Origin of the sequence: Paraburkholderia hayleyella, assembly GCF_009455685.1 — a bacterium.
GTDB lineage: Bacteria > Pseudomonadota > Gammaproteobacteria > Burkholderiales > Burkholderiaceae > Paraburkholderia > Paraburkholderia hayleyella.
The window spans coordinates 179,657-205,840 of record NZ_QPES01000001.1; the positions used below are offsets into that span (position 1 = coordinate 179,657).

The window sequence follows — 26,184 nt, forward strand, 5'->3', positions numbered from 1 at the left end:
ATATGAGCCGTCTCCTCGATTGCCAGGAATATAACCTTCTTGATTACTTACTCACCATCAATGAGTCAATCTATGGCCGATGGACAAAACTATGGAAGGAGCAAATTAAAATATGCAAAGTTCGAGAAATTGACACGCCGTACTATCTTGCCATATGTCATGAAGAAAACATAGAAAAACATGGAAAATGGTCTGGAGCCTTGGCGCGCATTCTTGTTAGCATTGATGAAAATATTCCAGTAATAATTAGCGCCTTGATTTTATCGACTGAGGAAAATTATTATGTAGATGGTTTTTCCATAGACAGAATGGATGGAGAACCCTTAAAAAAATATCCACTCCCAGGAGAAGATTTAATGATCATGGAAGCAGGAAAATGGATTGGCGGAGCAGATTTAAGACGCTTTTATGGAGAATCAGATTTACCTCCATCCGAGAAATTTGAAGATAAGTATTAGTCAGCATCAGGCGATGGATTGATGATTAATATGCAGACAGAAGCCATGAACTATCAACCCTCTCCGGCTCCCCAGAAATATACGAATTCACCCGAAAAAATTACCCATTTAATGTATTTTTCAAACCGGATGTTTATGGTAGTGATTTTTATTGACTCAGAATCTGTTACATCCGTGCTTATGTCCAACTCAAGCCTATTCAAGAAATACAGATGAGTTCAACCCGACCAGAAAAAGCATTAAAAATAGCAAAAATGCCACGCCCTCTCGCACCACACGAATACAAACTGCTCGATTTTTTGCTTGAAGTAAACGAACCACTATATGGAAAATGGACCAGGCAATGGAGAGATCAAATTAAAACATGCCAGGTCAAGGAAATTGGTGATCCGTATTTTTTAGCAGTCTGCCATACAGATGAAATAGAAAAAATAGGGCAAGAAACATTAACTTTAGGACGGGATTTGATCGGCATCGATGGCCACGCTCCCGTTCTGATTTATGCAGTAATATTAAAAACACCAGACAACTACCATGTTGATATATTTTCGATAGACAGGATGGACGGAGAGCCATTAATAAATTACCCAAATCAAGACGATAAATTAATGATTATGGAGGCAGGGATTCGCATTGGCGGCGCAGATCTACGGTGTGTATTTGAGGAAACACCTCACTCTCCGCCATGGCGATTAATTTAAATAGCAATATTAAGATTTAAAATAATCAGACCCAGGATATTCCAGAAATGGGTATGAGAACGGAAGAAAAAAGAGGCGATCACCTGAAGGATGAGTAATTTGCGGCTAGCTGGTCAAAATCTGGAGAATGGATTGGATTTAGGAGAAGTTAAATGTTTAAACTAGTATTTGAATATGTTGGAGATGTTCGAGCAGCTCATCCATATTATTATGTTTACACATCCGGTCAGACGGGAAAGTACCAACGAGATCCATTTTTGGAAATCGCTACCGAAAAAGACAAAAATCTTTACATAACAATTGAGGCCAGAAAAAATTCTCTTCGCCTCAGCGCTGATCAATGGAATGAAATATTGGAAAAAGCTCGCTCCTATCATTTTGAAATTATTTCAAAAAATGAAGAATGGCCATAAATTTTTATGCACGAAATAAAAACACTATTTTTATTAGCACATAGAACCGACCTCCATAATTTATTAAGGTGAAGATGCTTTTAATCCTTATTTTTACACACGGGGACAATCATCATAAAATCCATGAAACTGTTTTTAACCATGGCCGAATCAAATCTGTATCGAGCGCGTTAAAAACAAGGTTGAGATAACATGTTCAACATTCGATTTATCGAAGACAAAAATGAATTTAATTCTTTGCTGTCACGCGCGCAATCGGGTATCATAAAAATTATTGAGCCCCTCCCAGAACAGAAATTTTTATACTTTGATGCCATCGATACTGGAACACCAGAATATTTTTATTTTATTAGAAATTTAACAAAATTTTCCAATTCATCCGGATTTTCATTTTTACTCGCAAAACCTGAACAAATAGATATTTTTTATAAAAATTTTAACAAATATCCTGCAATGAAGTTTGATGCCAGCCACAACGAAAATGACTATCTTAGATTTATTAGTGCTGATCCAGGAGGTAGCCTTGACGATGCACTTATTTGCGTTGGAGAGCTTTATGCAGTTCTACCAGACTCAAATGACTGGATAATATACGCCGACAGAGATTCTGAAATCTCAACAATTTATGGCTCCCCAGAAATATACGAATTCACCCGGAAAAACTACCCATTCAATGTATTTTTCAAACCGGATGTTTATGGTAGTGATTTTTATTGACTCAGAATCTGTTACATCCGTGCTTATATCCGGCCCAAGCCTACTCAAGAAATACCAGCGAGTTCAACCAAACCAGAAAAAGCATTAAAAATAGTAAATGTCACGCCCTCTCGCACCACACGAATATAAACTGCTCGATTTTTTGCTTGAAGTAAACGAACCACTATATGGAAAATGGACCAGGCAATGGAGAGATCAAATTAAAACATGCCAGGTCCGGGAAATTGACACACCCTATTTTTTGGCAGTATGTCATGACGATGAAATAGAAAAATCAGGGCAAAAAACTTTAACATTAGGGCGCGAGCTAATTAGTGTAGATGGACGTATTCCCGTACTAATTTACGCAATAGTCGTAAAAACACAGGATAATTACTATGTTGATATTTTCTCGATAGACCGGCTGGATGGCGAGAAATTAATAAATTACCCCATACCGGGTAATGGATTAATGGTGATGGAAGCTGGGATGCGTGTTGGAGGCGCAGATCTAAGGTATGCCTATAAAGAAAATCCTCTTGCGCCGCGATGGCGGTTAGTATAAACAACTAGTCCGGCATTTAAATGTTATCAAATTATGAATAAATTAAAATTTATTAACAATACAAGTGAATTTAACACCTTGCTTTCGCGTGCAGAGTCAGGCATCAGAAAAATTATGGAAGCGCCACCCGAGCAGAAATTTTTATACTTTGATCCGATCGATGCTGGAACTCCTGAATATTATAATTTTGTCAAAAGTTTAACAGAATTCTCCAATTCAAAAGAATTTTCATTCTTACTCACAAAGCCAGATCCAATAAATATTTATTTCAAACTTTTTGGCAAATATCCCGCCATGAAATTCAATAACCATCATGATGGAAGTGATTATCAAAAATTCCTTGATGCCGATCCCGGAAACAGTCCTGGCGATGCAGTTATTTGTATTGCAGAACGTTATGTGGTTCTGCCAGATTCAGATGACTGGATAATATATGCCGACCGGAGATCGGAATTATCAACAATTCACGGCTCCCCAGAAATATACGAATTCACCCGAAAAAATTACCCATTCAATGTATTTTTCAAACCGGATGTTTATGGTAGTGATTTTTATTGACTCAGAATCTGTTACATCCGTGCTTATGTCCAACTCAAGCCTATTCAAGAAATACAGATGAGTTCAACCCGACCAGAAAAAGCATTAAAAATAGCAAAAATGCCACGCCCTCTCGCACCACACGAATACAAACTGCTCGATTTTTTGCTTGAAGTAAACGAACCACTATATGGAAAATGGACCAGACAATGGAGAGACCAAATTAAAACATGCCAAGTCAAGGAAATTGACACACCGTATTATCTTGCCATATGCCATGAAGAAAACATAGAAAAACATGGAAAATGGTCTGGAGCCTTGGCGCGCATTCTTGTTAGCATTGATGAAAATATTCCAGTAATAATTAGCGCCTTGATTTTATCGACTGAGGAAAATTATTATGTAGATGGTTTTTCCATAGACAGAATGGATGGAGAACCCTTAAAAAAATATCCGCTCCCAGGAGAAAATTTAATGATCATGGAAGCAGGAAAATGGATTGGCGGAGCAGATTTAAGACGCTTTTATGGAGAATCAGATTTACCTCCGCCTGATAAATTTGAAGATAAGCCTTAGTCATGCATCAGGCGATGGAAATTTTATTGGATTTAGAGGCGCGGAAAAGCAAAAATCATGAAAAATCTTGTATTTGAAAAGATAGGCGATATCACTACACGCTACACATATTTGTTCACCTACTTACTAGAAAACTGGCAAGCCGATCATCCATCTCTATTTAATAAATTTTTACGAATTTCCGTGGAAGAGGATAAAAATTTACTGTTTACCCTCTATCCAGAAAGTATCTCTATCACTCTAAACGAAGACATGTGGGATAGAATTTTAAAAAAATCAAAAGAATACCAGGCACACGTTTTAACCATAGAAACCGGCTAAACAAACAACCACAGCAAAACACTTAAACTCACCACCCATTTTCACAAAACGAGGCTTCAATTGTACAAACTTGAATTCAAACAGGTGGAACACGCCAACTCTGTCTATCCTTATCTACTGGTTTACCTGCTGGAAGAAAACCAAAGCATGGAAGACATCGAACTCTTCCCCTTTTTAAGAATTTTCGTAGAAGCAGACAACAAGCTTTATTTCGAAATTTACCCCGCCACCCAACCTGTTTACCTAACCGAAGCGCATTGGGAAGGCATTTTGCTAAAAGCGCGTGAATTCCTCAAAGCACTACTGGCCAATGACAACCGCAACCACAACCGTTAAGACACCCCAGCCGCCCCCGCAGCCACCGTCCGCTCACCCCGGTTAATGCGCAGCACGATCACCGCGGCCACAAGGCACATGCCTCCCGAGATCATCGACGCTACCGTATAAGTGCCCAAACTCGCCCGCAGCATGCCCGCGCCAAGTGCCGCGAATGCCGCGCCTAATTGATGCCCGGCAACGATCCAGCCGAATACGACCGGGGCCGCTTCCTTGCCATAGACATCGGTGGCCAGACGCACAGTGGGCGGCACGGTTGCGATCCAGTCGAGTCCATAAAACACGGCAAAGAGTGGCAGCCCGAAAAAGTCGATGCCAAACGCGTGCGGCAGATACATCAGCGACAAACCCCGCAAGCCGTAATACCAGAACAGCAGCACGCGGCTATTAAACCGGTCCGAGAGCCAGCCCGACAACGTTGTGCCGAAGAGATCGAAAATACCCATCGCGGCCAGCAATGACGCGCCTTGCACTTCGCTCATGCCATAGTCGCCGCACATCGCAATCAGATGCGTGCCGACATAGCCATTCGTGCTTGCGCCGCAAATAAAAAAGCTCATGAAAAGCAGCCAGAAATCCCGCGTACGGCTAGCCATTCCCAACGTGCCAAAAGCAATGGCTAATGGATTCTGCTTTTTTGCAGGGGGCGAAGGCGGGGCGTCAGCCGGCTCGCCGTAGGGACGCTGCGCGACACTGGCAGGCCGCTCGGGCAGCAAAAACGCTACCAGCGGTAATACCACCACCGCTGCGGCGGCCACCGTCCAGACCACCGGACGCCAGCCATGGTGCTGGGCAATCGCCGCCAGCAGTGGCAAGAAGACCAACTGGCCGGTCGCTGAGCTTGCGGTGAGAATCCCCATCACAAGGCCTCGATGCGTGGTGAACCAGCGGTTCACAATCGTCGCGGATAACGACAGCGCGGCCACCCCCGTTGCGCCGCCCACCATCACGCCCCAGATCAGCACCATCTGCCACGGCTGCGTCATCAGCGATGACAGCGCCACCCCTGCGGCCATCGTCCCTAATGCCGCAAGGACGGTCGGGCGCACGCCAAAACGCTGCATCGCCGCGGCGGCAAACGGCCCCATCAGGCCGTATAGCGCGATATTCACGGAAATCGCTAGCGAAATCGTCGCACGCCCCCAGCCAAACTGATGCTCTAGCGGCAGCATCATCACGCTGGGCGTAGCCCGCGTACCCGCTGCGGCCAGCAGCACGAGAAAAACGACGGCCACCGTGACCCAGCCATAATGGAAGCGTCCGCCGATTAATTTCGCCACCCAGTTCATGCGAGCTCCTGTCCGCGATTACCTGACTACCTGATTACCTAATTACCTGATCTCAACCCTGAATCACAACATCCAATGTGACCGCTCTGTCACAAGCGTGTTGCGATACTAGTGACCGGTCGGTAACATGTCAAGCTTCGGATTTCAGCTTTCGGCTTGGCACTTCACCCTTCATCGTTGACGGAGCCGTCATTCATGTCAGAACACAAAAGAGACAAAACCACGGCAGCGGCCAATCATCCCAGGCCACAGATGCGCGGCGCCGACGCAGAGGAACACCTGCTGCGTGCCGCCGACGAGCTGTTTTACCGCGAAGGCGTGCGTGCGGTCGGTGTCGATGCGGTGGTTGGGCAAGCGGGGGTCAACAAGATGAGCCTGTACCGGCGTTTTGCATCGAAAGACGATCTCGTCGTCGCCTATCTGGCACGTGCGGATGCGCGTTTCTTCGCTCGCTTCGAAGCCAGTCTTGCGCAGCATCCTGGCGAGCCCGTCAAACAACTCAACCAGTACTTCACGGATCTGGCACAACGCGCCTCGGCAGATGATTACCGGGGCTGTCCATTCGTGAATGTCGCGGCTGAATTCCCCGATGTCGGGCATCCGGCGCGTTTGTGCGTGATGCGCAACAAAATGCAATTGATGACCCGCCTGCTTGAATTGACCACCGCAGCAGGCGCGGATGATCCCGCGGCCCTGGCCAACGCGCTAGCCTTGCTGATCGAAGGAGTCTATGCCGCGAGTCAAACCTATGGCCCAGGATGCGGGCCGATTCGTGCCGCACCGCAAGTGGCGGCCCAGTTGATTGCGCAGGCCTGTGCCCGCGCGCCATGAACCATGAACCATCAGCCATAACGAATGAATGGTCCTGGCAGCGCCAGCCACATCCGTAAAATGCCGCCTCACGGTTTCTTTCGAACGACTCACCCCGCCATGCCGCAACCGACTGCTCCCCACGATATCAACGACACCCACGACACCATCCTGGCCACCACCCGCCACTGGCTGACACGCGCGGTAATCGGGCTCAACCTGTGCCCCTTCGCCAAGGCGGTTCATGTCAAACAGCAAATCCGTTACGCGATCAGCGAAGCCGGCACCATGGAAGGCGTCTTGCTCGATCTCGAAAGCGAGCTTCAGACGCTGCGCGATGCCGACCCCGCTGATATCGACACCACGCTGCTGATCATTCCGCATGCGCTGGCGGATTTCATCGAATACAACGACTGTTTGTTTTTTGCGCAACGGCTGCTGCGGCAGATGCGGGTTGAAGGCCTTTTGCAGATCGCCAGTTTTCATCCGCACTACCAGTTTGAAGACAGTCTGCCCGACGATATCGAGAACTACACCAACCGCGCGCCGTATCCGATGCTGCATCTGCTGCGCGAGGCGAGCATCGAGCGTGCCGTGGCTGCTTTTCCCGATGCCTCGCAAATTTACGAACGCAATCAGGAGACGTTACGACGTCTTGGGCTGCATGGCTGGCAAGCGTGGATGAATCAGCCTCAAACGGAATCGGAATCGGAATCGGAATCGGAAGCAGACTGACGCGTGGCACATGGCGCGTGCCACGTGGAGGTACCCCCACGCTCACATTCAGGCACTTTCAGGAATAAAAAACCGTTCGCGCAGATCATGCAACCCGAGCGTTTCGATAATCTCGTTGAGTCTTTCCGCTGGACGGCGGCGGGGCAAATCCTTGTACTGGGCAATGATGAGTTCGTTCTTCATCGAATGCTCCCAGCCCACCAGTTCAGTCACGCTGACCTGATAGCCATGCGCTTCCAGTTGCAGGCAGCGCAGCACGTTAGTGATGTGGCTGCCGAATTCGCGTGTATGCAGCGGATGACGCCAGATTTCCGTCAGTGCCTGTCCAAGCGACTGGCTTTTGCTTCGGCGCAGCACCCCCGCGACTTCGGCCTGGCAGCACGGCACCACGACGATGTAGTGCGCGTGTTTTTGCAGCGCGAAGCGGATGGCGTCATCGGTAGCGGTATTGCACGCGTGCAACGCGGTCACGATATCGATCGTGGCGGGCAAGCGCTCGGAGCTGATCGAATCCGCCACCGACAGATTCAGAAACGACATGCCCGCAAACCCCAGCCGCGCCGCCAGCGCGGTGGAGCGCGCCACCAGTTCTTCGCGCGTCTCGATCCCATAGATATGCGACTGGTCGCGCTGTGCCTTGAAAAACAGGTCGTACAGGATAAAGCCCAGATACGATTTACCCGCACCGTGATCGACCAGCGTCAAGTCGCTTTTTGTGGTCTTCAAGGCGCTTAGCAAAGGCTCGATGAACTGGAACAGGTGGTAGACCTGCTTGAGCTTGCGGCGGCTGTCCTGATTCAGCTTGCCGTCGCGCGTCAGGATATGGAGTTCCTTGAGTAGCTCAAGCGATTGCCCGGGACGGATTTCGTGGGATGGATGGGACGGGCGGGGCAGGGTGGACATTGCGCAAGGGCTCGCCGCCAGCGTATGGGTTCGCACCCCACCGCGGACAACGGCAAAAAAGAAAGTGGCCGCCAGTTTACCGAATACCGAAAGCCGCGTGCGCCCGTATGTGAGAATGGCGCCCTTTGTCTTTCCCGCTGCTTTCCCGCTGCTTTCCCGCTGGCGGGCTGCGTATCGGGCTGCGGGTGCGCCACGTGTTCTGTGCCATGAATCGCCCTCAGGACAACGCCGCCCCCTTCCAACGTTCACGTTCACGCTCACTTTCATCTTTCATTCCACTCATGCCTGCATCGCCTGAATTTTCCCGCGTCGCCGTCATCGGCGGCGGCCCCGCTGGACTGATGGCCGCCGAAGCACTGGTTGCACCGGGCATACACGTCGAGGTCTATGACGCCATGCCCTCGGTAGGGCGCAAGTTTCTGATGGCAGGCAAGGGTGGAATGAACATCACGCATTCAGAGCCTTTGACACCGTTCCTGAGCCGCTACGGCGAGCGCGAGGCACAACTCGCACCGCTACTTGCGGCCTTCGGCCCCGACGCATTGCGCGCCTGGCTCCAGGCACTGGGCGTCAAAACCTTTATCGGCAGTTCTGGACGCGTGTTTCCCTCTGACATGAAAGCCGCGCCCATGCTACGCGCGTGGCTGCATCGACTGAAAGAAACCGGCGTGCGGTTTCACATGCGACATAAGTGGCTTGGCTGGGATTTCACGCAGGAGGCCGGACAACAACATGCCAGGCATACCGGCAATGGGCTGACGCATGAACTCCGGTTTGCCACCCCCGAGGGCGAACGCGTAGTCAGCGTCGATGCCGTGGTTTTCGCGCTGGGTGGCGCGAGCTGGCCGCAACTGGGTTCGGATGCAGCATGGGTGCCGTTGATGCAGTCGCGCGACATTGCGCTCGCGCCGCTTCGGCCCGCGAACTGCGGCTTCGAGGTGAGCTGGAGCACTTACTTCCGGGAGCGTTTCGCGGGGCAGCCCGTCAAGCCCGTGTCCATTACTTTATCTGGCGCGGACGGTACGCCCCATACCCGCCAGGGCGAATTCGTCGTAACTGGACAGGGGATCGAAGGCAGCCTGGTCTATGCCCTATCGTCGACGCTCCGCGAGCGCATCGCTATCGCAGGCAACACCGTCATCCACCTTGATCTCACACCCGGACACACGCTTGCACGCGTCATCGAGGAAGTCACACGGCCGCGCGGTTCGCGCTCGCTCTCAAGCCACCTGCAAAGCCGCGTGGGCCTCGCCGGGGTAAAACTGGCACTGCTGCATGAATGCCTGAGCAAAGACACCTTTACCGATCCCAGCCAGCTTGCCCATGCCATCAAGGCGCTGCCGCTGCGCTTGAGCCGTCCCCGGCCCGTGGCCGAAGCGATCAGCACGGCTGGCGGCATTCCGTTCGAAGCCCTCGATGCCCAGCTCATGCTCCGGCAGATACCAGGGGCATTCTGTGCGGGCGAAATGCTCGATTGGGAAGCTCCAACTGGCGGGTATCTGCTTACCGCGTGTTTTGCCAGTGGCCACGTAGCAGGGCAGGGTGCGCGAGCTTATCTCGCTGCGTGCACCCCTGGCTGACAAGGCCTGGACTTGCGGCCTGGGGCTAACTGGACGAAACCGGACAAAACCTCAACCGTTAACGTGCGACCAGACGCCAAAGCGAAGTGATTTCCGCCGCCCGTGCGGCATGTAACGGATCAGCCACGTCCGCGGCTTTCGGATGCCGTGGCTTAATCTCCTCGCGCCCCGCCACGACCAACCCTGCCTGCTCGATCGCCGCCAATAACATCGAGCGCGTGCGCAAGCCCAGATGCTCCGCAAAATCAGACAGGATCAGCCAGCCCTCACCGCCACGCGTCAGGTGCGCGGCCAGGCCGTTGAGAAAACCCAGCAACATGCGGCTATCGGGGTCATACACGGCATGTTCGAGCGCGGACGCTGGCCGCGCGGGCAGCCACGGCGGATTGCACACCACCAGCGGGGCACGGCCTGGCGGAAACAGATTCGCCTGCAAAACCTCAACCTGGCCGGCATAACCGAGGCGCGTCAGGTTCTCGCGCGCGCATGCCAATGCACGCGGGTCGAGATCCGTGGCCACGATTTTCCTGACGCCCCGTTGCGCCAGCAGCGCCGCCAGCACCCCCGTTCCCGTGCCAATCTCGAATGCCAGTTCGTGTGCGGCCGCGGGCAACGGCGTGCGCGCGACCAGATCGACGTATTCACCGCGCACCGGCGAAAACACGCCGTAATGTGGATGAATGCGCGCCGCCAGCAACGGAATTTCGACGCCTTTCTTGCGCCACTCATGCGCGCCAATCAAACCCAGCAGTTCGCGCAATGAAGCCACCGAGGCTTCGCCATCGGCCGGGCCATAGGCTTCGGTGCAGGCCTGACGGATCTCTGGCGCGCGACGCAATGGAATCGTGTAACCGCCATCGAGTGGAATCAGCAGCATGCCCAGCGTGCGAGCGCGCTGCGATTGCGTCTGACGATGCAAGTTGAACGCATCGAGCGGCGAGATGCCTGGCTTGCGCGGCTTGCGTTCAAGCCGCCGCGTCATCGCCTGAAGCAACTGGCGGGCGTTCTGGAAGTCCCCGCGCCACAACAAGGCGGTTCCTTCACAGGCGAGACGATAAGCGTTATCCGCCGTGGTCTGGTCATCGGCTAGCACCACGCGTTTAGGCGGCGGCACAGACGATTCAGTGCGCCAGCGGGCAAGACGTGGGCCATCGGCTTCAGGCCAGGTAATCGTGGCAAAAGAGGTCATGAGATCAAATTCCGATGAAACAAATGCAGCAGATTGCCAGGCGGCGGGCGCAGAGTAACGCATCTGACGCATGCCGCGTTTGAGAGACCCGACTAAACCCAGGGCGGCGGCGAACAGTTTGAACCGTTTGAGCTGCTTCGCTGGCCCAGCGCGCGACCCCGAACAGAGGTGCAACGAAGGGTAAGTACAGAGTCCATCACCCTAATTTTCTTGACCATACATCTTAAGATATATATCTTAAGATGTATGGTCGCTCTGATAATGCTGATTCATTACGCTGATTCCAATCCCGAACCATCCTTTTTTCAAGGCAGCGATCCATGAGATCCAAAGATTTTTCCTCACGCCAGCGGCTAGCATTTGCGGCACACAGTCCTCTCACCATGCTGCACTGGGCCATTGGCCGTAGCGGTGGCCGTGGCGGTCAAGGCCATCGAGGCGGCGGCCGTGGTTTTGGCTCCTTCGACGGCTTTGATGATCGTGAAGACCGTTTGCCGCGCGGCCGAAAATTCAGTTCGGACGATTTGCAACTGCTGCTTTTAGCCTTGCTAGAAACCCGTCCCGCCCACGGTTACGAGCTGATACGCCAACTGGAACAGCGCTCCAACGGCTTTTATGTCCCCAGCCCCGGCATGGTGTATCCCGCACTGACCTACCTGGAAGAGCGTGACCTGATCACCGTCGCGCTCGATGGCAACCGCAAGCAGTACGCGCTCGCCGAACCGGGCCGCCAGCTTCTCGAACAAAACCGTGCCCGGGTCGATTTCATGCTGGCCAAGCTGAGTGCGATTGCACAGCGCATGGATCAGGTGCGCCAGGCTTTCGCGGGGCACCCCGATGCCACCGGCCCCCGTGCTGACGATGCCGCTGGCGAACCCTTCTGGTTACCTGAACTTATCCATGCCCGACGCCGCTTAAAGCACTCCATGCTTGCAGCGGATAGCGCAACGCATGCCGAACAGCGCCGCATCGCGGCCATTCTTGAACGCGCGGCGGCAGAGATTGCCCAACCGCCGAAAACCGGGCCGCTCTAACAAAGCGGCATCCAAACTCATCTGCCCTCATCAGCGAGAACCTGGCCATGTCTGAACTGAATCCTCTTTCTGTCACACGTATACGGCACACGCTCAAGACGCGCCTTGTGCAAGTCAAACGCGTGGTGCCTGTCACGCCGAAACTTTTGTGCATTACCTTCGGTGGCGAAGATCTGCACGATTTCGAATCTGCCTCGTTCGACGATCACATCAAAATGTTTTTTCCTCCAGATGGGGCCGGTCCCGTCGCGCTGCCACGCATTGGACCGAACGGCCTGGTTTTCGACGAAGGCCAGCCGCGGCCCGTGATGCGCGATTTCACGCCGCGCCGGTATAACCGCGAGGCGCTCGAACTCGATATCGAATTCGCCTTGCACGAAGCGGGGCCTGCCACTACCTGGGCCACGCAAGCCACAGCCGGTCAGCACCTTGGGATTGCCGGCCCGCGTGGTTCGATGGTGATTCCTGCTGCGTTCGACTGGCACTGGCTCATTGGCGACGAAACCGCCTTACCCGCCATCGCCCGCCGTCTGGAAGAGTTGCCCGCAGGCACACGCGCCTGCACCTTCATCATCGTCGATGATCCAGCCAGCCAAATCGTATTTAAGACGCAAGCGCAGTTGCAAACCATCTGGCTTGACCGCCATGAACCCGAAGACACAGTGAATCCGTTCATCACAGCCTTGCAGGCCGCCCCCCTGCCGACCGGCGAAGGATACGTCTGGGCCGCAGGCGAAGCCTCCGCGATGCGCGCCGTGCGGCAGTACTTATGCGGTGAACGCAACATCGACAAATCCCGGATCAGGGCCGCGGCTTACTGGCGACGCGGCGCGGAAGGTGTACATGAAGTGCTGGACGAATAGAGCGCTGCACACACCGGGAGCGCGCCACAGCCCGCCAGACGCGCCCCGGGATTAAGAAGAAAAAATCATCAATTGCACAATTAAATGAATTTGCCTTTTCTATAATGCCCTTCGACAATAGGCCCGTTCCGCCCAAGGACCGTGCGCCGGTGCGGCGTTACACCCGCTCCGGCGTGCCATGCCACGCGACATGCCGCCAGGCTCCGCCTGTATTGTTCCAGGGATTACCCACATGAATCGCCCTAAACTGCTTCCCGATAATTTCACGCTATGCCTGATCGGCACCGTGATCTGCGCCAGCCTCATGCCCGTGCATGGCCAGCCCGCTGTAGCGTTTAACTGGCTGACGAATATCGCAGTCGGCCTGCTGTTTTTCCTGCACGGCGCCAAGCTATCGCGGGAAGCGGTGATCGCGGGGGCGACGCACTGGCGGCTGCATCTCGTCGTCCTCCTGAGCACGTTCGCGCTTTTTCCGCTGCTTGGCCTCGCGCTCAAGCCGCTTCTTTCGCCATTGGTCACGCCCGCGCTCTATGCAGGCATCCTCTTCCTCTGCACATTGCCATCGACGGTTCAGTCGTCCATCGCGTTCACTTCGATTGCGAAAGGCAATGTGCCTGCAGCGGTGTGCAGCGCATCGGCCTCCAGCCTGCTTGGCATCTTCATCACCCCCGCGCTGGTCGGTCTCATCGTCACCAACCAGGCCGCGAGCAGCAGTTCGGGCTGGCATACAGTAGGCAGCATCGTGCTGCAATTGCTGGTGCCGTTTATTGCGGGGCAACTGCTGCGGCCCGTGATCGGCAAATGGATCGAGCGTCATCGCGGGATGCTGAAGTTTGTCGATCAGGGCTCGATCCTGCTGGTGGTATACGGCGCGTTCAGTGAAGCCGTCAACGAGGGCTTGTGGCATACCATTCCGCTTTCGGCACTGGCGGGCCTGGTGGTAGTGTGTGCCGTGCTGCTGGCCATCGCGCTGGGCGTGACCATCCTGGTCAGCAAACGGCTTGGTTTTAACCGCGCAGACCAGATCACGATTATCTTTTGCGGCTCGAAAAAAAGCCTCGCGGCGGGCGTGCCGATGGCCAAGGTTATCTTTGCCGCGCCTTCGGTTGGCGCGGTGGTCTTGCCGCTGATGCTGTTCCATCAGATTCAGTTGATGGTGTGCGCGGCGCTGGCACAACGCTGGGGCGCGCGGGATAGCGGCAGCGAAACACCCAGCACCATGCCACCCCATCCCTCTACCGGCGTACAGCGCTAGCCCCTCATTCACGTTCACAGAAAAATTCATCGGTACACTCCCTCAAGCTTGGACCCAACCCAAAGCCGCCTTCGTGCGGCTTTGTGCTATTTCACGCCCAAACACCTCTGCTGTCGCCCTGGCCAAATGGCCAGCAACAACCGTACCGGAGCGAACCAGGAACACGTGAAGCGACACGACAGGCTGCACCAGACGGGGCTAAGCGTGCGTTCAAGGCTCATTCGGAACTTGCCGCTATGCCACCTGCACGGCTTGCGCAGGCCGTCAGATATCGCCATCATCAGAACTCGCTGAATCCAGCGCGTGCCTTCAGTTTTCCGTCCATGCCGCGCACCCGCCTCTGGAGCCACCATGAATCAATCTGGTCCCGCAGTGTCCTGAACCCGCCGCGTCCTTCAACCGAACGCCGGAGTCACTCGCCCGTTCAATCCAGGACTTATTCCCGCATCTAGTGAAACCACTATGAACGCTCCTGCCAGCATGCCTCCCGCCTCTCCTGCGGCAGCATCTGCTCCGCCCGTCGCCAGCTTCCGCGAACACGCCTTCCTGCTCGCGCATGTGCAGGACACGCTGAAGTTTTACGCCCCCAACGTATTCGATCCGAGCGGTGGGTTTCATCATTTCCTGCGCGATGACGGCTCGGTCTACGACGCCACCACACGCCATCTGGTCAGCAGTTGCCGCTATGTCTTTAACTACGCCATGGCCTATCGCCAGTTCGGCGAGACACAACATCTCGGCTACGCACGCCACGGCCTGAAATTTTTACGCGATGTGCACTGGGATGCGCAGCACGGTGGCTATGACTGGGAACTCGAATGGCGCGACGGCCGCAAGCGCACGCTCGATGGCACACGCCACTGCTATGGCCTCGCGTTCGTGCTGCTGGCCTATGCCCATGCGGCCATGGCGGGCATCGAAGAAGCCCGGCCCATGATCGGCGCCACGTTCGAACTCATGGAACACCGTTTCTGGGATGCCGCGGCGGGGCTCTACGCCGACGAGGCGACCCCCGACTGGCGCATCAGTTCGTATCGTGGGCAAAACGCGAACATGCACACCACAGAGGCACTGCTCGCCGCCTATGAGGCCACCGGCCATCTGGTTTATCTGGATCGTGCGGAACGCGTCGCCAGCAACATCACGCAGCGTCAGGCCAGGCTTTCGCAAGAGCTGGTCTGGGAACACTTCCATCCAGACTGGTCCGTAGACTGGCACTACAACGAAAACGACAGTTCGAACATCTTTCGCCCATGGGGCTTTCAGCCAGGCCATCAAACCGAATGGGCCAAACTGCTGCTGATTCTGGAGCGGCATCGTCCGTTACCGTGGCTTCTGCCTCGCGCCATCGAGCTCTTCGATGCAGCACTGGATCGCTCATGGGATCACGATCACGGCGGCCTCTATTACGGCTTCGGGCCAGATGGCACCGTATGCGATCACGACAAGTATTTCTGGGTTCAGGCGGAAACCTTCGCCACCGCAGCGCTACTGGGCCAGCGCACTGGCGACGAGCGCTTTTGGGACTGGTACGACGCCATCTGGCGCTATAGCTGGATGCATTTTGTCGATCACCGTTACGGTGCGTGGTATCGCATCCTGACGTGCGACAACCGCAAATACAACGATGAAAAAAGCCCGGCCGGCAAAACCGACTATCACACGATGGGCGCATGCTACGAAGTCCTTGCCCATGCCTTGCCAAACGCGCCCGCAGTCCTTTCAGCGTCCTGAGCCTATGACTGCACCCATGACCTTTCCTTCTTTCGTTTCAGCCGGCGACATCCTCACTGACCTGGTTCGCGCGGGCTCAGCACAATGGTTATCGCGTCCGGGTGGCGCCGGCTGGAATGTCGCGCGTGCCGTAGCGCGGCTCGGCCTGCCAAGCGCCTGTGCAGGTTCGCTAGGGCTCGACTGTTTTTCCGACGAACTCTGGCAAGCCAGTGTGGCAGCGGGTCTGGACATGCGCTTCATGCAACGCGTAGCACGCCCGCCGTTGCTGGCTGTCGTGCATCAAACACAGCCACCGGCATACTTTTTCATGGGTGAAAACAGTGCCGATCTCGCCTTCGATCCTGCTTGCCTTCCTGCCGGCTGGATGTCGCAGCTGAAATGGGCTCATTTCGGCTGCATCAGCCTTGTGCGCCAACCGCTTGGCGCGACGCTCGTGGCGCTGGCAACTGAACTGCGCGCGCACGGTGTGAACATCAGCTTCGATCCGAACTATCGCAACCTGATGGAGCGTGATTACGGCCCGATCCTGCAACGCATGATGCAACTGGCGGATCTGGTCAAGGTATCCGATGAAGACCTGCATCACCTTTTTGCCGGTGCAGACGAAACCAGCGCGCTGGCGCAACTGCGCGCGCTCAATCCGCAGGCAACAGTATTCGTGACGCGTGGAGCGGACAGCGCCACGCTCTTCGCTGGCGAACAACGCTTCGACGCCATACCGCCACGCGTTGATGTCGTAGATACGGTAGGTGCAGGCGATGCATCGATTGGCTGCTTGCTGTTCAGCCTGATGACTGCACCGCAGCGCACAGGGGCTGAGCACCTGGCATTTGCGCTGGCGGCCGGGGCGGCGGCATGCCGCAAGGCGGGAGCGCACGCGCCAGCGCTCGACGAGGTAGTCGCGCTGCTGCAATAACCGTTGCCCAAAATAAATCCGTTCAGTAACGGTTACACGTCACCATCACCGGCATTTCACGGCAAAGGAAAAGAAGAAGGAAGAAAGAGAAAAAAGCAGGGGAAAAAAGCGGAAACAACAAAAACAACAGAAACAGCCCAAGACGAAAAAAAAGAGGGCGCTGTCCAAGCCGCCCATCAAAAAACGTCGCGCGCCCGGGAGGACGGGAAAACGGCATGCGCGACGTTGAGAGAAACAGAAACCATGAAAAACAATGTTCCTTCCCCGGCCAGAAGGGAGCGAAACGAAACAAAAAACAAGGTGAGGCCGGTGTGATGTCTGGCATGCCAGGCGCTGCAGTCAATGCCTCCGCCCTGACAAAGGCCTAAAATTTACGCAAACTGTCTGTTCAATAAACGTGACGCGAATCTCGCGGTAACGCCTCGGTATCGTTATCCTCAGGCGTACTGTCGAGCGGTTCGCCTTGCTGCCAGCTCACCGCACGCTTGGGCCGCTCATCGACACGCATTTGCAGCACATCCGGCCGCGCATAGTGGCCCACCGGGTCGAAATCAAATCTGGAGCGCACGATGTCATCCATATCCAGATCCGCCACCAACACCTGTTCGCGGTCAAAACACGGCCCCGCGAGAAATTCGCCCATCGGGCTCACGATGCAGCTACCGCCGCGCGACACCACCTCGTCCGGTGGAGCGCCATCGAATGCAGGGTAATCGGTGGGGTAATCACTGCGCCGCGCAAACTGGTTGCACGACAACACAAAGCAACGGCCTTCCAGCGCGATGTGCTGCATGCTGGCGAGCCAGCCATCGCGGGAATCCGCCGTGGGTGCGCAATACAACTCGATGCCCTTGCCATACAGCGCAGTGCGATAAAGCGGCATGTAGTTTTCCCAGCAGATCGCCGTGCCGACCCGCCCAAACGGCGTTTGCACCACCGGAATCGTCGAACCATCGCCATAGCCCCACACCAGCCGCTCCAAACCCGTTGGCATCAGCTTGCGATGCTTGCCCAACAACTGGCCGTCTGGCGCGAAGATCAACGCGGTGCAATACAGCGTGCCACCTTCGCGCTCGATCACACCCAACACCAGATGGATCGCATGTTCACGAGCCAGTTCGCCTAGCATCTGGGTTGCAGGGCCTGGCACGTCAATTGAACTCGCCCAGTAACGGCGATACCATTCGCGGCCCGCCGCGCCACGCGAACCCACCACGGTGAAAAAATCCATCCCGCGCGGATAAGCCGTGATAAACGCTTCGGGAAACAGCACAAGCTGCGCGCCGCCGGCCACCGCCTCCTGGACCAGCGTGCGTGTTTTGACCAGCGTGCGCTCCAGATCGAAGGCAACCGGCGCGGCCTGCACTACCGCCACGCGTACTGGCGAGCGGCCGGGCATTGATGTTGGTTCAATGGACATGCTATGTAGCTCCGTAGGACATCAGCCCTGGTTGATATCAACACCGCGGGTTTCGCGCATGAAGATCAGACCAACGATAAAGCCGAATGCTGCAATCGAAATGGGATACCAAAGGCCGAAATACATATCCCCAGTGGCCGCCACGAGGCTAAACGAGATCGTCGGCAAGAGCCCGCCGATCCAGCCCACGCCCACGTGGTATGGCACCGACAACGCGGTATAGCGAATACGGGTAGGAAACATTTCAACTAGTGCAGCAGCCAGCGGGCTATAGACCATCGTGACCAGAACCATGAGCGCGAAAAGCAGTGCAAGCGCCATCGGGTAATTGATCTGCGCGGGATCGGCCTGCGCGGGATAACGCGCGTCCGCCAATACGGCTTTCAAACGCCCGGCATCGAAGCCATCAACCCGGATCGAGCCCACTAGCGTGTAAGCGGTATCGCCCGCCGCGAGCGCCTGATTGCGGTAAGGCACCCCGGCCTTGGCGAGAAACGCCTTGGTCTGGTCGCAGGCACTGATGTTTTTGCGCCGCCCCAAGAGATCGAACTGCACATGGCATTGTTCGGGATCGGCTGCGACCACCACCGCTGCCGTACGCGCCGCCATGGCGATCTGTGGATTAATCGCCTGCGTCAGCCCCTTGAATAGCGGCATCAACATGATGGCGGCAATCAGCATGCCGGCCAGCATCACCGGCTTGCGGCCGATCCGGTCCGATAACGCACCAAAGAAAATAAAAAATGGACTACCGAGCAATAGCGCAGCGCCGAGCAGAAGATTGGCGGTCGCCGGATCGAGCCGCAATGATTGCGTCATGAAATAGAGCACATAAAACTGCCCGGTGTACCAGACCACCGTCATACCCGCGACCATACCGAACAATGCGACGAGCAACCGGCCCAGGTTGCGGCGCTGACCAAACACTTCGCGCAACGGCGCCTTCGACAGCTTGCCTTCCGCCTTCATGCGCACGAATGCCGGCGATTCATGCATCGACAGACGAATCCACATCGACACCGCCAGCATCCCAACCGAAACCCAAAACGGAATACGCCAGCCCCAGGTATCAAAGGCCTCGCCAGTCAGCCAGCGGCAACCCAGAATGACCACCAGCGACAGCAGCAAGCCAACCGTGGCGGTGGTTTGAATCCAGCTCGTGTAATAGCCGCGCTGCGAAGCCGGAGCATGTTCCGCGACATAAACCGCGGCTCCACCGTATTCGCCGCCTAACGCGAGTCCTTGCAGCAGCCGCGCGGTGATCAGCAAGACAGGTGCGGCCACGCCAATCGACGCATAGTTCGGCAAGAGGCCCACGGCCAAGGTCGAAAGCCCCATGAGTAGCATCGTCACCAGAAACGTGTACTTGCGCCCAATCATGTCGCCTAGCCGGCCAAAGAAAACGGCGCCAAAGGGCCGCACGATAAAACCCGCAGCAAAAGCCAGCAAAGCGAATACAAAGCCCGTAGTTTCGTTGACGCCCGCAAAAAACTGGTGAGAGATCACCACGGCAAGCGAGCCATAAAGATAGAAGTCGTACCACTCAAAGATAGTGCCAAGTGAGGATGCCAGAATGACTTTTCTGTCTTCTGGAGAAATTCCATGGCGAACAGGATCAACTACAGACTCGGCATGCAATGTCATGTATTGCGTCTCTCAGAATTATCTTTGTATTCGGTATGCAAAATATACTTGTCATGCATTTACAATACGGTTCGAAACATTGAGGTTCTCTGAATAAAACGTCAACATCAAAGGGTCAAAAAGACACCAAATCATGACAACATACTGATCCTTAAGATATTTCTTTGTATTATGAATCCGAACAAAATAGCTTTAGAAAGTGAGGATAACAATGGATCCAGCCATCGAAAGCATGCTTGGTCAATTAGGACTTGATGGAAACCGGGCACGCTTTTATGTCGCGGCACTAGAAATTGGAGAGGCGCCCGTCGCGGAAATTTCCCGGCGCTCTGGCATCAGCCGCACCAATGCTTATGAAGTCATGGACCGTCTTATCACCGATGGACTCATCTCCCGGATTCAGCGCGGCACGCGGGTTTATGTGCAAGCGCAAGATCCTTTTGTCATCCTGCGTCGTACAGAAGAACAGCGACGTATCGCCGAAGGGCTCGTGCCGCAGTTGCGTTCGCTGCATCAGCGTACGGGCAACAAACCACGCGTGCGTTACTTCGAAGGCGTCGAAGGCATTACCGAGGTGCTTTACGAAACGCTCTCGTGCCGCAGCGGCAAGCTATGCGGCATTCTGGCCATGGCCGAACTGCTTGAAACGCCGGGGCTGGAAGTCATGCAGCGCTACATTCAGGCACGAATCAAAGCCGGGCTCAGCCTGCATGTGGTGCGCTCCACCAGCCGCGAAGCCGGTCCGCTCTGGCCCACCTCACGCACCGAACGACGTCTGCTGCGCTATGCGCCAGATTCACTCGATCTAGGCATGACAACGTATGTCTACGACGACAAGGTGGCCTACATCTCATCACGACGCGAACACTATGCGCTTTGTATTGAAAGCGTCGAATTCGCAGCTTTTCAGGCTGCAATGTTTGAAAGCCTATGGCGCATTTCAACGCCATCCGCCCCCACTTCAAGCTTGTCGCAGCCCGCCAGACGTTGATTCAGACGTCGTCGAGCAAGGCTTTCACGCGTGCCACCTGAGCCGCATCCACCGGTGCCAGGCCGTTTCCGCCCACACGCACGCCACTGCCAAAATGAACCGCGGTAACGCCCGTCTTTCTGACGAATCCGGCAACGGCGTCCACCGTCAGCCCGGCACCGGCCAGCACGTGGCAGTGTGATCCCCGTGCTTGTCGTACAAGCGCGCCAATCGTGGCTTGTGCCGCTAGCACGGATGGCTCGCCTCCCGAGGTCAGCACGCTGGTGACGGTGGGATAAGTCAGCAGCGCATCCAGCGCCGCATGCTGGTCGCGCACGGCATCGAACGCGCGGTGAAACGTCAGCGGCCGTCCGTCAGCGGCCTCAACCGCACGAGCCAGACCAGCATGATCAATCTCGCCGCTGGCCGTCAGCATGCCGATGACGATGCCGTGCACCCCCGCTCTCACCAAGGTCCGGACGTCACGCAGCATCACGGCCTCATCGTCTTCGTCATAGACAAACGACCGGCTATGCGGGCGCACGATCACATGCACCGGAATGCGCACCGCGTCGAGCACCGCCTCGATCAGACCGAGGCTCGGTGTGAGTCCTCCTTCGGCCATACCCGTGACAAGCTCAAGCCGGTCCGCACCGGCCTGCTCGGCGAGTCTTGCGTCGGAGAGCGTGGTGGCGATGACCTCGAGTAACACAGGCACGGGTGGTTTAGACATGGCGTGAGCTAAAAAAGGGGGTGAGAAGGAAAGCCAGGCGACATCATCGCACCGGGCCATGCAAGCCAGACGTAACCTACGTCCAACCCGTCATCAGGCTAAACTCAAGCCTTCGTGCCTCACAACGCCCAAGCGAGTGATAAAAATATCGCGTGGTGTCCCCCCGGTACGCCTCACATGCGCTCATCTTATGGAAATCGTTTTTACCGTTCTGATTTTGCTACTCGCCGTCGCGCTCTCTGGCGCCTGCCTGAGACTCCTGCCATTCAAGGTCCCCCTGCCGCTCGTGCAGATCACCTTCGGTGCTGTTCTGGCCTGGCCCGTGTTCGGGCTACATGTCTCGTTCGATCCCGAACTCTTCATGTTGCTTTTTATTCCACCGCTGCTATTCGCCGATGGCTGGCGCATTCCCAAGCGCGAGTTTTTCCTGCAGCGCCGCGCCATCCTGATGCTCGCCCTTGGCCTGGTCTTCATGACGGTGCTGGCAGTGGGCTACTTCATTCACGCGCTCGTCCCCGTAATCTCGTTGCCGATTGCGTTCGCACTGGCCGCGGTGCTCTCGCCAACCGATGCCGTGGCGCTCTCAGGCATCGCAGGCAAAGACCAGATTCCCGCGCAACTGATGCATATTCTCGAAGGCGAAGCACTGATGAATGACGCCTCCGGTCTCGTCGCATTGAAGTTCGCTATTGCCGCGGCACTCACGGGCGTGTTTTCGTTGCGCGACGCATCGGTGAGCTTCATCGTCATCGCCGCAGGCGGGCTAGTCACGGGCGCAGCCGTAAGCTGGATTTTCAGCATGGTTTCCGTGCGCATGGCCGCGTTCACTGAAGAAGGCGACCCCGCGCCCGGCGTCGTGATGACGCTGCTCATTCCTTTCGCATCGTATCTTTTCGCCGAACATGCCGGGTGGTCTGGCGTTCTTGCGGCGGTCTCCGCCGGCATGATGATGAACCACCTCAGCGTGATACATGTCGGCCCAGTCGCCGCACGCATGCGCACCAACAGTACATGGACCATGATCGAGTTCGTTTTCAACGGTATGGTTTTTATCCTGCTGGGGCTGCAGTTTCCACACATCCTTGGCAGAGCGCTGCTCGAAGCACACGAAACGAACGACAAACTCGTCTGGCTGCTGCTCGGCTACGTCGCCGCAGTCGCTATCGCGCTCTATGCACTGCGTTTTGTGTGGGTCTGGCTATTGCGCTGGGTGGCCAGCCGCAATGCAGTGAAACAAGGCGTATCGAATGCCGTGCCCGGCTTGCGGACAGTCGCCATCACCACCGTGGCAGGCGTGCGCGGCGCGGTCACGCTCGCGGGTGTGCTGTCGCTGCCCATGGTGTTATCGAATGGCATGCCGCTCCCAGGGCGCAACGTCGCCATTTTCATCGCGTCGGGAGTGATTCTGGTGTCGCTGCTGGTGGCAGTGATCGCGTTACCACTGCTGCTGCGCGGCTGGCGTCACAGCGGCCATGACCCCCATGCCACTGAAGAACGCCTGGCGCGCACCCAGGCCGCGCAAGCCGCGATCCGCGCAATCGACGACATGCATAACACCGTAACCGCAGGACTGGATGAAGCCGCGTCGGCTTACGCCACCGATATCACGGCCCGCGTGATGGACTTGTACCGGCGCCGGCTGGCGACCTTAACCGACGAGAAAGAGCCCGCCGAACGCGCCCGCCGCGCCGATGCCCTCGAGCGGCAGATGAAGCTGGCCGCCATGCGCGCCGAGCGTGCTACCTTGCTGTCGCTGCGCAGCACGCAGCAGATCAATGACGAAACGCTGAACAAGCTGATGCGCGAAGTCGATCTGTCCGAAACCGCGCTAACCAGCCGCGGACGGTTCAGAAGCTAGATCCGGATACCGGCGATATCGATCGCCAACCTGGCATTGCGACAAACGACAGGCGACAGGCCACAGCCGTCACCACCGTCCTCATCAAACCACGGTGGTGCGCCCCGGCTGCCGTCGCAACAGCGCGTACAGGATGATCGCGCTAAATGTCGCCGTGCCAATTCCACCGAGCGCCAGGCTCCCCAGCTTCAGCGAAAAATCCCCCGCGCCGAGCACCAGCGTGACCGCAGCCACAATCAGGTTCCGGTTATCGGCAAAGTCCACCTTGTTCACCACCCAGATGCGTGCGCCAGTAACGGCAATCAGCCCAAACACCACGATCGACACGCCTCCCAGCACCGGCTGGGGAATCGTCTGGATCACCGCGCCGAACTTCGGTGAAAACCCCAGCACCAGCGCGATGAGCGCGGCAAATACGAACACCAGCGTCGAATAGATTCGCGTCACCGCCATTACGCCGATATTTTCCGCATAGGTCGTCACGCCGGTGCCGCCAGCGAAACCGGATACGATCGTCGCCAGGCCATCGCCGATAAACGCGCGGCCGACATAGCCATCCAGATTGCGTCCGGTCATGGCGCTCACTGCCTTGATATGTCCGAGATTTTCTGCAACCAGAATAATCGCTACAGGCACGAGCAACGTCATGGCATGCAGCTCGAAGACAGGCGCGGTAAAACGCGGCAGCCCAAACCAGGCCGCATGACTGACGATCGAAAAATCAATCGGGCGGCCCCAACCCAGGCCGCTGGTCACGATCACATAAAGCAGATACGCCGCCAGCAAGCCGAGCAGGATCAGCAGGCGTTGCCACATGCCGCGCGCGAACACCGCCACCGCACCCACGCACAGCACGGTAGCCAGTGCCATCCACGAATCAAATGCGCTGGCGCTCACGCTTTTCACGGCAAGCGGCGCAAGATTGAGCCCAATCACCGCGACAATCGCGCCCGTCACCACGGGCGGCATCAGCGTTTCGATCCAGCGCGTGCCGACCGCCGCCACCACCAGACCGATCAGCGCATACACCAAGCCACACGCGATGATTCCACCCAGGGCCACCGCGAGATTGAGGTTAGGGCCCCGCCCGCTGTAACCGGTGACAGCGATCACCAGCCCGATAAAAGCAAAGCTGGAACCGAGATAGCTGGGCACGCGCCCACCCACCAGCACGAAAAACAGCAGCGTGCCAATACCTGACATGAAAATGCAAAGATTGGGATCGAAGCCCATCAGCAGCGGTGCCAGCACCGTCGAACCGAACATCGCCACCACATGTTGCACGCCCATGGCCCACATCTGAGGCCATGGCAGGCGTTCGTCTGGACCGATAATGCGGTTGCCGGTAACGCTGGATGACACGCGCCAGCGAGGAAAGTAAGAATGGGCCATGCGCAAAGGCTCCGGGATCGAAGGTGCGGGTGAATGCAACTGAATAAAACTGAATGAAGCTGAAAATGCGGGAAAGGCATAGCGCAAGAGCGACAGAACACAGCGCGCCGGAACCCAGCCCTGGAAACACGCGCGAGTGTACGGAAGAGCCCTGTAAGCTGACAAGCCGCTCACCTCACGATGACAGCCATCAATGGCAGCAGAAAAGCCGCCGGGCGAAATAATACTGAACACAATACGCAAAATCCCATCTTCTTTGGGATTTGTCTGATGTAACTGCCGAGATGGACTAAGTACACTTCCAAGTGTCGTGTGCCTTCCCCCTCCTCTCCTTTGAGGCACCGATCAGTTCGGTCTATTCCGACGTGCCGCTCGTACTCCCCGGTGTGAGCGGTATTTTTTTGCCCTCGTTTTTTGCTCCGCCTCACCCCACCGCCTCCTCAACTCCTCAACACATCCCATCAAATACCACAGCCGCCAGCTTCCTCGCATGATTGCGCACATCAGCGGGCCATGCGGCGCTCGCCATGTCAAAGCCTGCGCGATTTTGCGCGAACAGCATGCGCACCGCTTCCTCATAATCCGGCAAGTCCCCCGCCAGCGCAGTAATAAAACGGTAGGCCGATTCCTGCGCCTGACGCTTGGTATCGGTTGCCTGATTCGCCCGCCGCGCGGCCTCCACCAGCCGTCGCAAGGCCACCGATGCCCCGCCCGGCTGGCTGCCCAGCCAATCCCAGTGACGCGGCAACAAGGTCACCTCGCGCGCCACCACGCCCAGCTTCGGACGCCCACGCCCTCGTGGCCCGGGATCGCTCACGGTAGCATCAGCCTCATCGTGCACCGCCAGCCCTTCCCCGAGGGCGAGGCTGCGAAGCGGGCCCGAACCTCATCGACGCTGCCGCGCAAATCAAGTTCGAGCAACTGGCTGGTCACCGCGTCCAGCACCAGCGGATTCATCCTGTGTTTGTGTTTGCCTTTGTCGTAGCCGTGCGGCTCGGCGGCTTTCAGCGCGAGTGCGACTTCCTGCACGGTGCCTGAGGCAATGCAGCGCCCCCCCTCGAATACATGGCAAAGCGTAAAAAAAGTAAACATGAGGGATGAAACGTCTAAAGAAGAATTTTTAATTGTACCCGGATAAAAATAAGCAGGTTACGCCAGTGCGGATATAATTTAGTGTTTTACGCGGCGGCGTTCACTCCAGCCCAAGAAAAAAATGGCTTCAGTATCCCGGGCCATTCTTTCATTCCTTCGATTAC

At 56.0% G+C, this 26,184-nt stretch carries 27 protein-coding genes and 1 pseudogene; 20 read left to right on the forward strand and 8 right to left on the reverse strand.

What is annotated here, in order from left to right:
* Positions 1-2 precede the first annotated feature (2 nt).
* From GH657_RS00830 to GH657_RS00870, 9 genes are all read left to right on the forward strand, one after another.
* Positions 3-458: a hypothetical protein gene (locus GH657_RS00830; RefSeq protein WP_153098946.1), complete on the forward strand. Its 456-nt coding sequence runs from the start codon at positions 3-5 to the stop codon at positions 456-458.
* Positions 459-670: 212 nt separating this feature from the next.
* Complete coding sequence (locus GH657_RS00835; RefSeq protein ID WP_153098947.1) at positions 671-1,159, forward strand: hypothetical protein; 489 nt, start codon at positions 671-673, stop codon at positions 1,157-1,159.
* Between the two features lie 152 nt (positions 1,160-1,311).
* A complete protein-coding gene (locus tag GH657_RS00840) occupies positions 1,312-1,572 on the forward strand; it encodes a hypothetical protein (RefSeq protein ID WP_153098948.1) in 261 nt (86 codons plus the stop codon).
* A 192-nt stretch (positions 1,573-1,764) separates the two neighbouring features.
* Complete coding sequence (locus GH657_RS00845) at positions 1,765-2,289, forward strand: hypothetical protein (protein ID WP_153098949.1); 525 nt, start codon at positions 1,765-1,767, stop codon at positions 2,287-2,289.
* A 97-nt stretch (positions 2,290-2,386) separates the two neighbouring features.
* A complete protein-coding gene (locus GH657_RS00850; protein WP_153098950.1) occupies positions 2,387-2,833 on the forward strand; it encodes a hypothetical protein in 447 nt (148 codons plus the stop codon).
* Between the two features lie 33 nt (positions 2,834-2,866).
* Positions 2,867-3,391 (forward strand): hypothetical protein, encoded by a 525-nt coding sequence (locus GH657_RS00855; RefSeq protein WP_153098951.1) that lies wholly within the window; start codon positions 2,867-2,869, stop codon positions 3,389-3,391.
* A gap of 57 nt (positions 3,392-3,448) precedes the next feature.
* Positions 3,449-3,946 carry a hypothetical protein gene (locus tag GH657_RS00860; RefSeq protein WP_153098952.1) on the forward strand — a complete coding sequence of 166 codons (498 nt, stop codon included), beginning with the start codon at positions 3,449-3,451 and terminating at the stop codon, positions 3,944-3,946.
* A 57-nt stretch (positions 3,947-4,003) separates the two neighbouring features.
* Entirely contained in the window at positions 4,004-4,267 is a 264-nt protein-coding gene (locus GH657_RS00865; protein ID WP_153098953.1) for a hypothetical protein, read from the forward strand.
* A 60-nt stretch (positions 4,268-4,327) separates the two neighbouring features.
* Complete coding sequence (locus GH657_RS00870) at positions 4,328-4,603, forward strand: hypothetical protein (protein WP_153098954.1); 276 nt, start codon at positions 4,328-4,330, stop codon at positions 4,601-4,603.
* Here GH657_RS00870 and GH657_RS00875 read toward each other — a convergent pair.
* Complete coding sequence (locus tag GH657_RS00875; protein ID WP_153098955.1) at positions 4,600-5,892, reverse strand: MFS transporter; 1,293 nt, start codon at positions 5,890-5,892, stop codon at positions 4,600-4,602. The genes GH657_RS00870 and GH657_RS00875 overlap by 4 nt on opposite strands.
* Before the next feature lie 252 nt (positions 5,893-6,144).
* On the opposite strand from GH657_RS00875, the gene GH657_RS00880 reads away from it, so the two are divergent.
* The gene (locus GH657_RS00880) at positions 6,145-6,723 is read left to right on the forward strand and encodes a TetR/AcrR family transcriptional regulator (RefSeq protein WP_246174097.1); all 579 of its coding nucleotides are present in this window, start codon (positions 6,145-6,147) and stop codon (positions 6,721-6,723) included.
* A gap of 99 nt (positions 6,724-6,822) precedes the next feature.
* Positions 6,823-7,437: a DUF1415 domain-containing protein gene (locus GH657_RS00885; protein ID WP_153098957.1), complete on the forward strand. Its 615-nt coding sequence runs from the start codon at positions 6,823-6,825 to the stop codon at positions 7,435-7,437.
* A gap of 48 nt (positions 7,438-7,485) precedes the next feature.
* Here GH657_RS00885 and GH657_RS00890 read toward each other — a convergent pair whose 3' ends face one another.
* Complete coding sequence (locus tag GH657_RS00890) at positions 7,486-8,340, reverse strand: class I SAM-dependent methyltransferase (protein ID WP_153098958.1); 855 nt, start codon at positions 8,338-8,340, stop codon at positions 7,486-7,488.
* A gap of 281 nt (positions 8,341-8,621) precedes the next feature.
* Here GH657_RS00890 and GH657_RS00895 point away from each other — a divergent pair, with 281 nt between their 5' ends.
* A complete protein-coding gene (locus tag GH657_RS00895; protein WP_153098959.1) occupies positions 8,622-9,920 on the forward strand; it encodes a TIGR03862 family flavoprotein in 1,299 nt (432 codons plus the stop codon).
* 58 nt (positions 9,921-9,978) lie between these two features.
* Here the strand turns inward: GH657_RS00895 and GH657_RS00900 are convergent, their stop codons facing one another.
* Positions 9,979-11,109 (reverse strand): methyltransferase, encoded by a 1,131-nt coding sequence (locus GH657_RS00900; protein WP_153098960.1) that lies wholly within the window; start codon positions 11,107-11,109, stop codon positions 9,979-9,981.
* Positions 11,110-11,429: 320 nt separating this feature from the next.
* Between GH657_RS00900 and GH657_RS00905 the strand changes: the two genes are divergently transcribed.
* The 6 genes from GH657_RS00905 (at position 11,430) to GH657_RS00930 (ending at position 17,226) form a co-directional block, all read left to right on the forward strand.
* A complete protein-coding gene (locus tag GH657_RS00905; RefSeq protein WP_153098961.1) occupies positions 11,430-12,143 on the forward strand; it encodes a PadR family transcriptional regulator in 714 nt (237 codons plus the stop codon).
* A gap of 47 nt (positions 12,144-12,190) precedes the next feature.
* On the forward strand, positions 12,191-13,006 hold the full coding sequence (locus GH657_RS00910) for a siderophore-interacting protein (RefSeq protein WP_153098962.1): 816 nt from the start codon (positions 12,191-12,193) through the stop codon (positions 13,004-13,006).
* Positions 13,007-13,238: 232 nt separating this feature from the next.
* Positions 13,239-14,261 (forward strand): bile acid:sodium symporter family protein, encoded by a 1,023-nt coding sequence (locus GH657_RS00915; RefSeq protein ID WP_153098963.1) that lies wholly within the window; start codon positions 13,239-13,241, stop codon positions 14,259-14,261.
* Positions 14,262-14,723: 462 nt separating this feature from the next.
* Positions 14,724-15,995, forward strand: a complete 1,272-nt coding sequence (locus tag GH657_RS00920) for an AGE family epimerase/isomerase (RefSeq protein ID WP_153098964.1) — start codon at positions 14,724-14,726, stop codon at positions 15,993-15,995.
* A 16-nt stretch (positions 15,996-16,011) separates the two neighbouring features.
* Positions 16,012-16,911 carry a carbohydrate kinase family protein gene (locus GH657_RS00925; protein WP_425495720.1) on the forward strand — a complete coding sequence of 300 codons (900 nt, stop codon included), beginning with the start codon at positions 16,012-16,014 and terminating at the stop codon, positions 16,909-16,911.
* Positions 16,912-16,914: 3 nt separating this feature from the next.
* Positions 16,915-17,226 (forward strand): hypothetical protein, encoded by a 312-nt coding sequence (locus tag GH657_RS00930; protein ID WP_153098966.1) that lies wholly within the window; start codon positions 16,915-16,917, stop codon positions 17,224-17,226.
* A gap of 73 nt (positions 17,227-17,299) precedes the next feature.
* Here GH657_RS00930 and GH657_RS00935 read toward each other — a convergent pair whose 3' ends face one another.
* Together GH657_RS00935 and GH657_RS00940 are read right to left on the reverse strand one after the other, a co-directional pair.
* The gene (locus GH657_RS00935; protein WP_153098967.1) at positions 17,300-18,331 is read right to left on the reverse strand and encodes a nitrilase-related carbon-nitrogen hydrolase; all 1,032 of its coding nucleotides are present in this window, start codon (positions 18,329-18,331) and stop codon (positions 17,300-17,302) included.
* Positions 18,332-18,352: 21 nt separating this feature from the next.
* Positions 18,353-19,975 (reverse strand): MFS transporter, encoded by a 1,623-nt coding sequence (locus GH657_RS00940; RefSeq protein ID WP_153098968.1) that lies wholly within the window; start codon positions 19,973-19,975, stop codon positions 18,353-18,355.
* A 211-nt stretch (positions 19,976-20,186) separates the two neighbouring features.
* Here GH657_RS00940 and GH657_RS00945 point away from each other — a divergent pair, with 211 nt between their 5' ends.
* Positions 20,187-20,966 (forward strand): TrmB family transcriptional regulator, encoded by a 780-nt coding sequence (locus tag GH657_RS00945; RefSeq protein ID WP_246173952.1) that lies wholly within the window; start codon positions 20,187-20,189, stop codon positions 20,964-20,966.
* A 1-nt stretch (position 20,967) separates the two neighbouring features.
* On the opposite strand, the gene GH657_RS00950 is transcribed toward GH657_RS00945, so the two are convergent.
* Entirely contained in the window at positions 20,968-21,663 is a 696-nt protein-coding gene (locus GH657_RS00950) for a copper homeostasis protein CutC (protein WP_153101578.1), read from the reverse strand.
* Between the two features lie 205 nt (positions 21,664-21,868).
* Here GH657_RS00950 and GH657_RS00955 point away from each other — a divergent pair, with 205 nt between their 5' ends.
* Complete coding sequence (locus GH657_RS00955; protein WP_153098969.1) at positions 21,869-23,536, forward strand: Na+/H+ antiporter; 1,668 nt, start codon at positions 21,869-21,871, stop codon at positions 23,534-23,536.
* 84 nt (positions 23,537-23,620) lie between these two features.
* Here the strand turns inward: GH657_RS00955 and GH657_RS00960 are convergent, their stop codons facing one another.
* Both GH657_RS00960 and GH657_RS00965 read right to left on the reverse strand, forming a co-directional pair.
* Positions 23,621-24,928, reverse strand: a complete 1,308-nt coding sequence (locus GH657_RS00960) for a solute carrier family 23 protein (protein WP_153098970.1) — start codon at positions 24,926-24,928, stop codon at positions 23,621-23,623.
* 448 nt (positions 24,929-25,376) lie between these two features.
* A pseudogene (locus tag GH657_RS00965) lies at positions 25,377-26,020 on the reverse strand (DUF2239 family protein).
* Between the last annotated feature and the right edge of the window lie 164 nt (positions 26,021-26,184).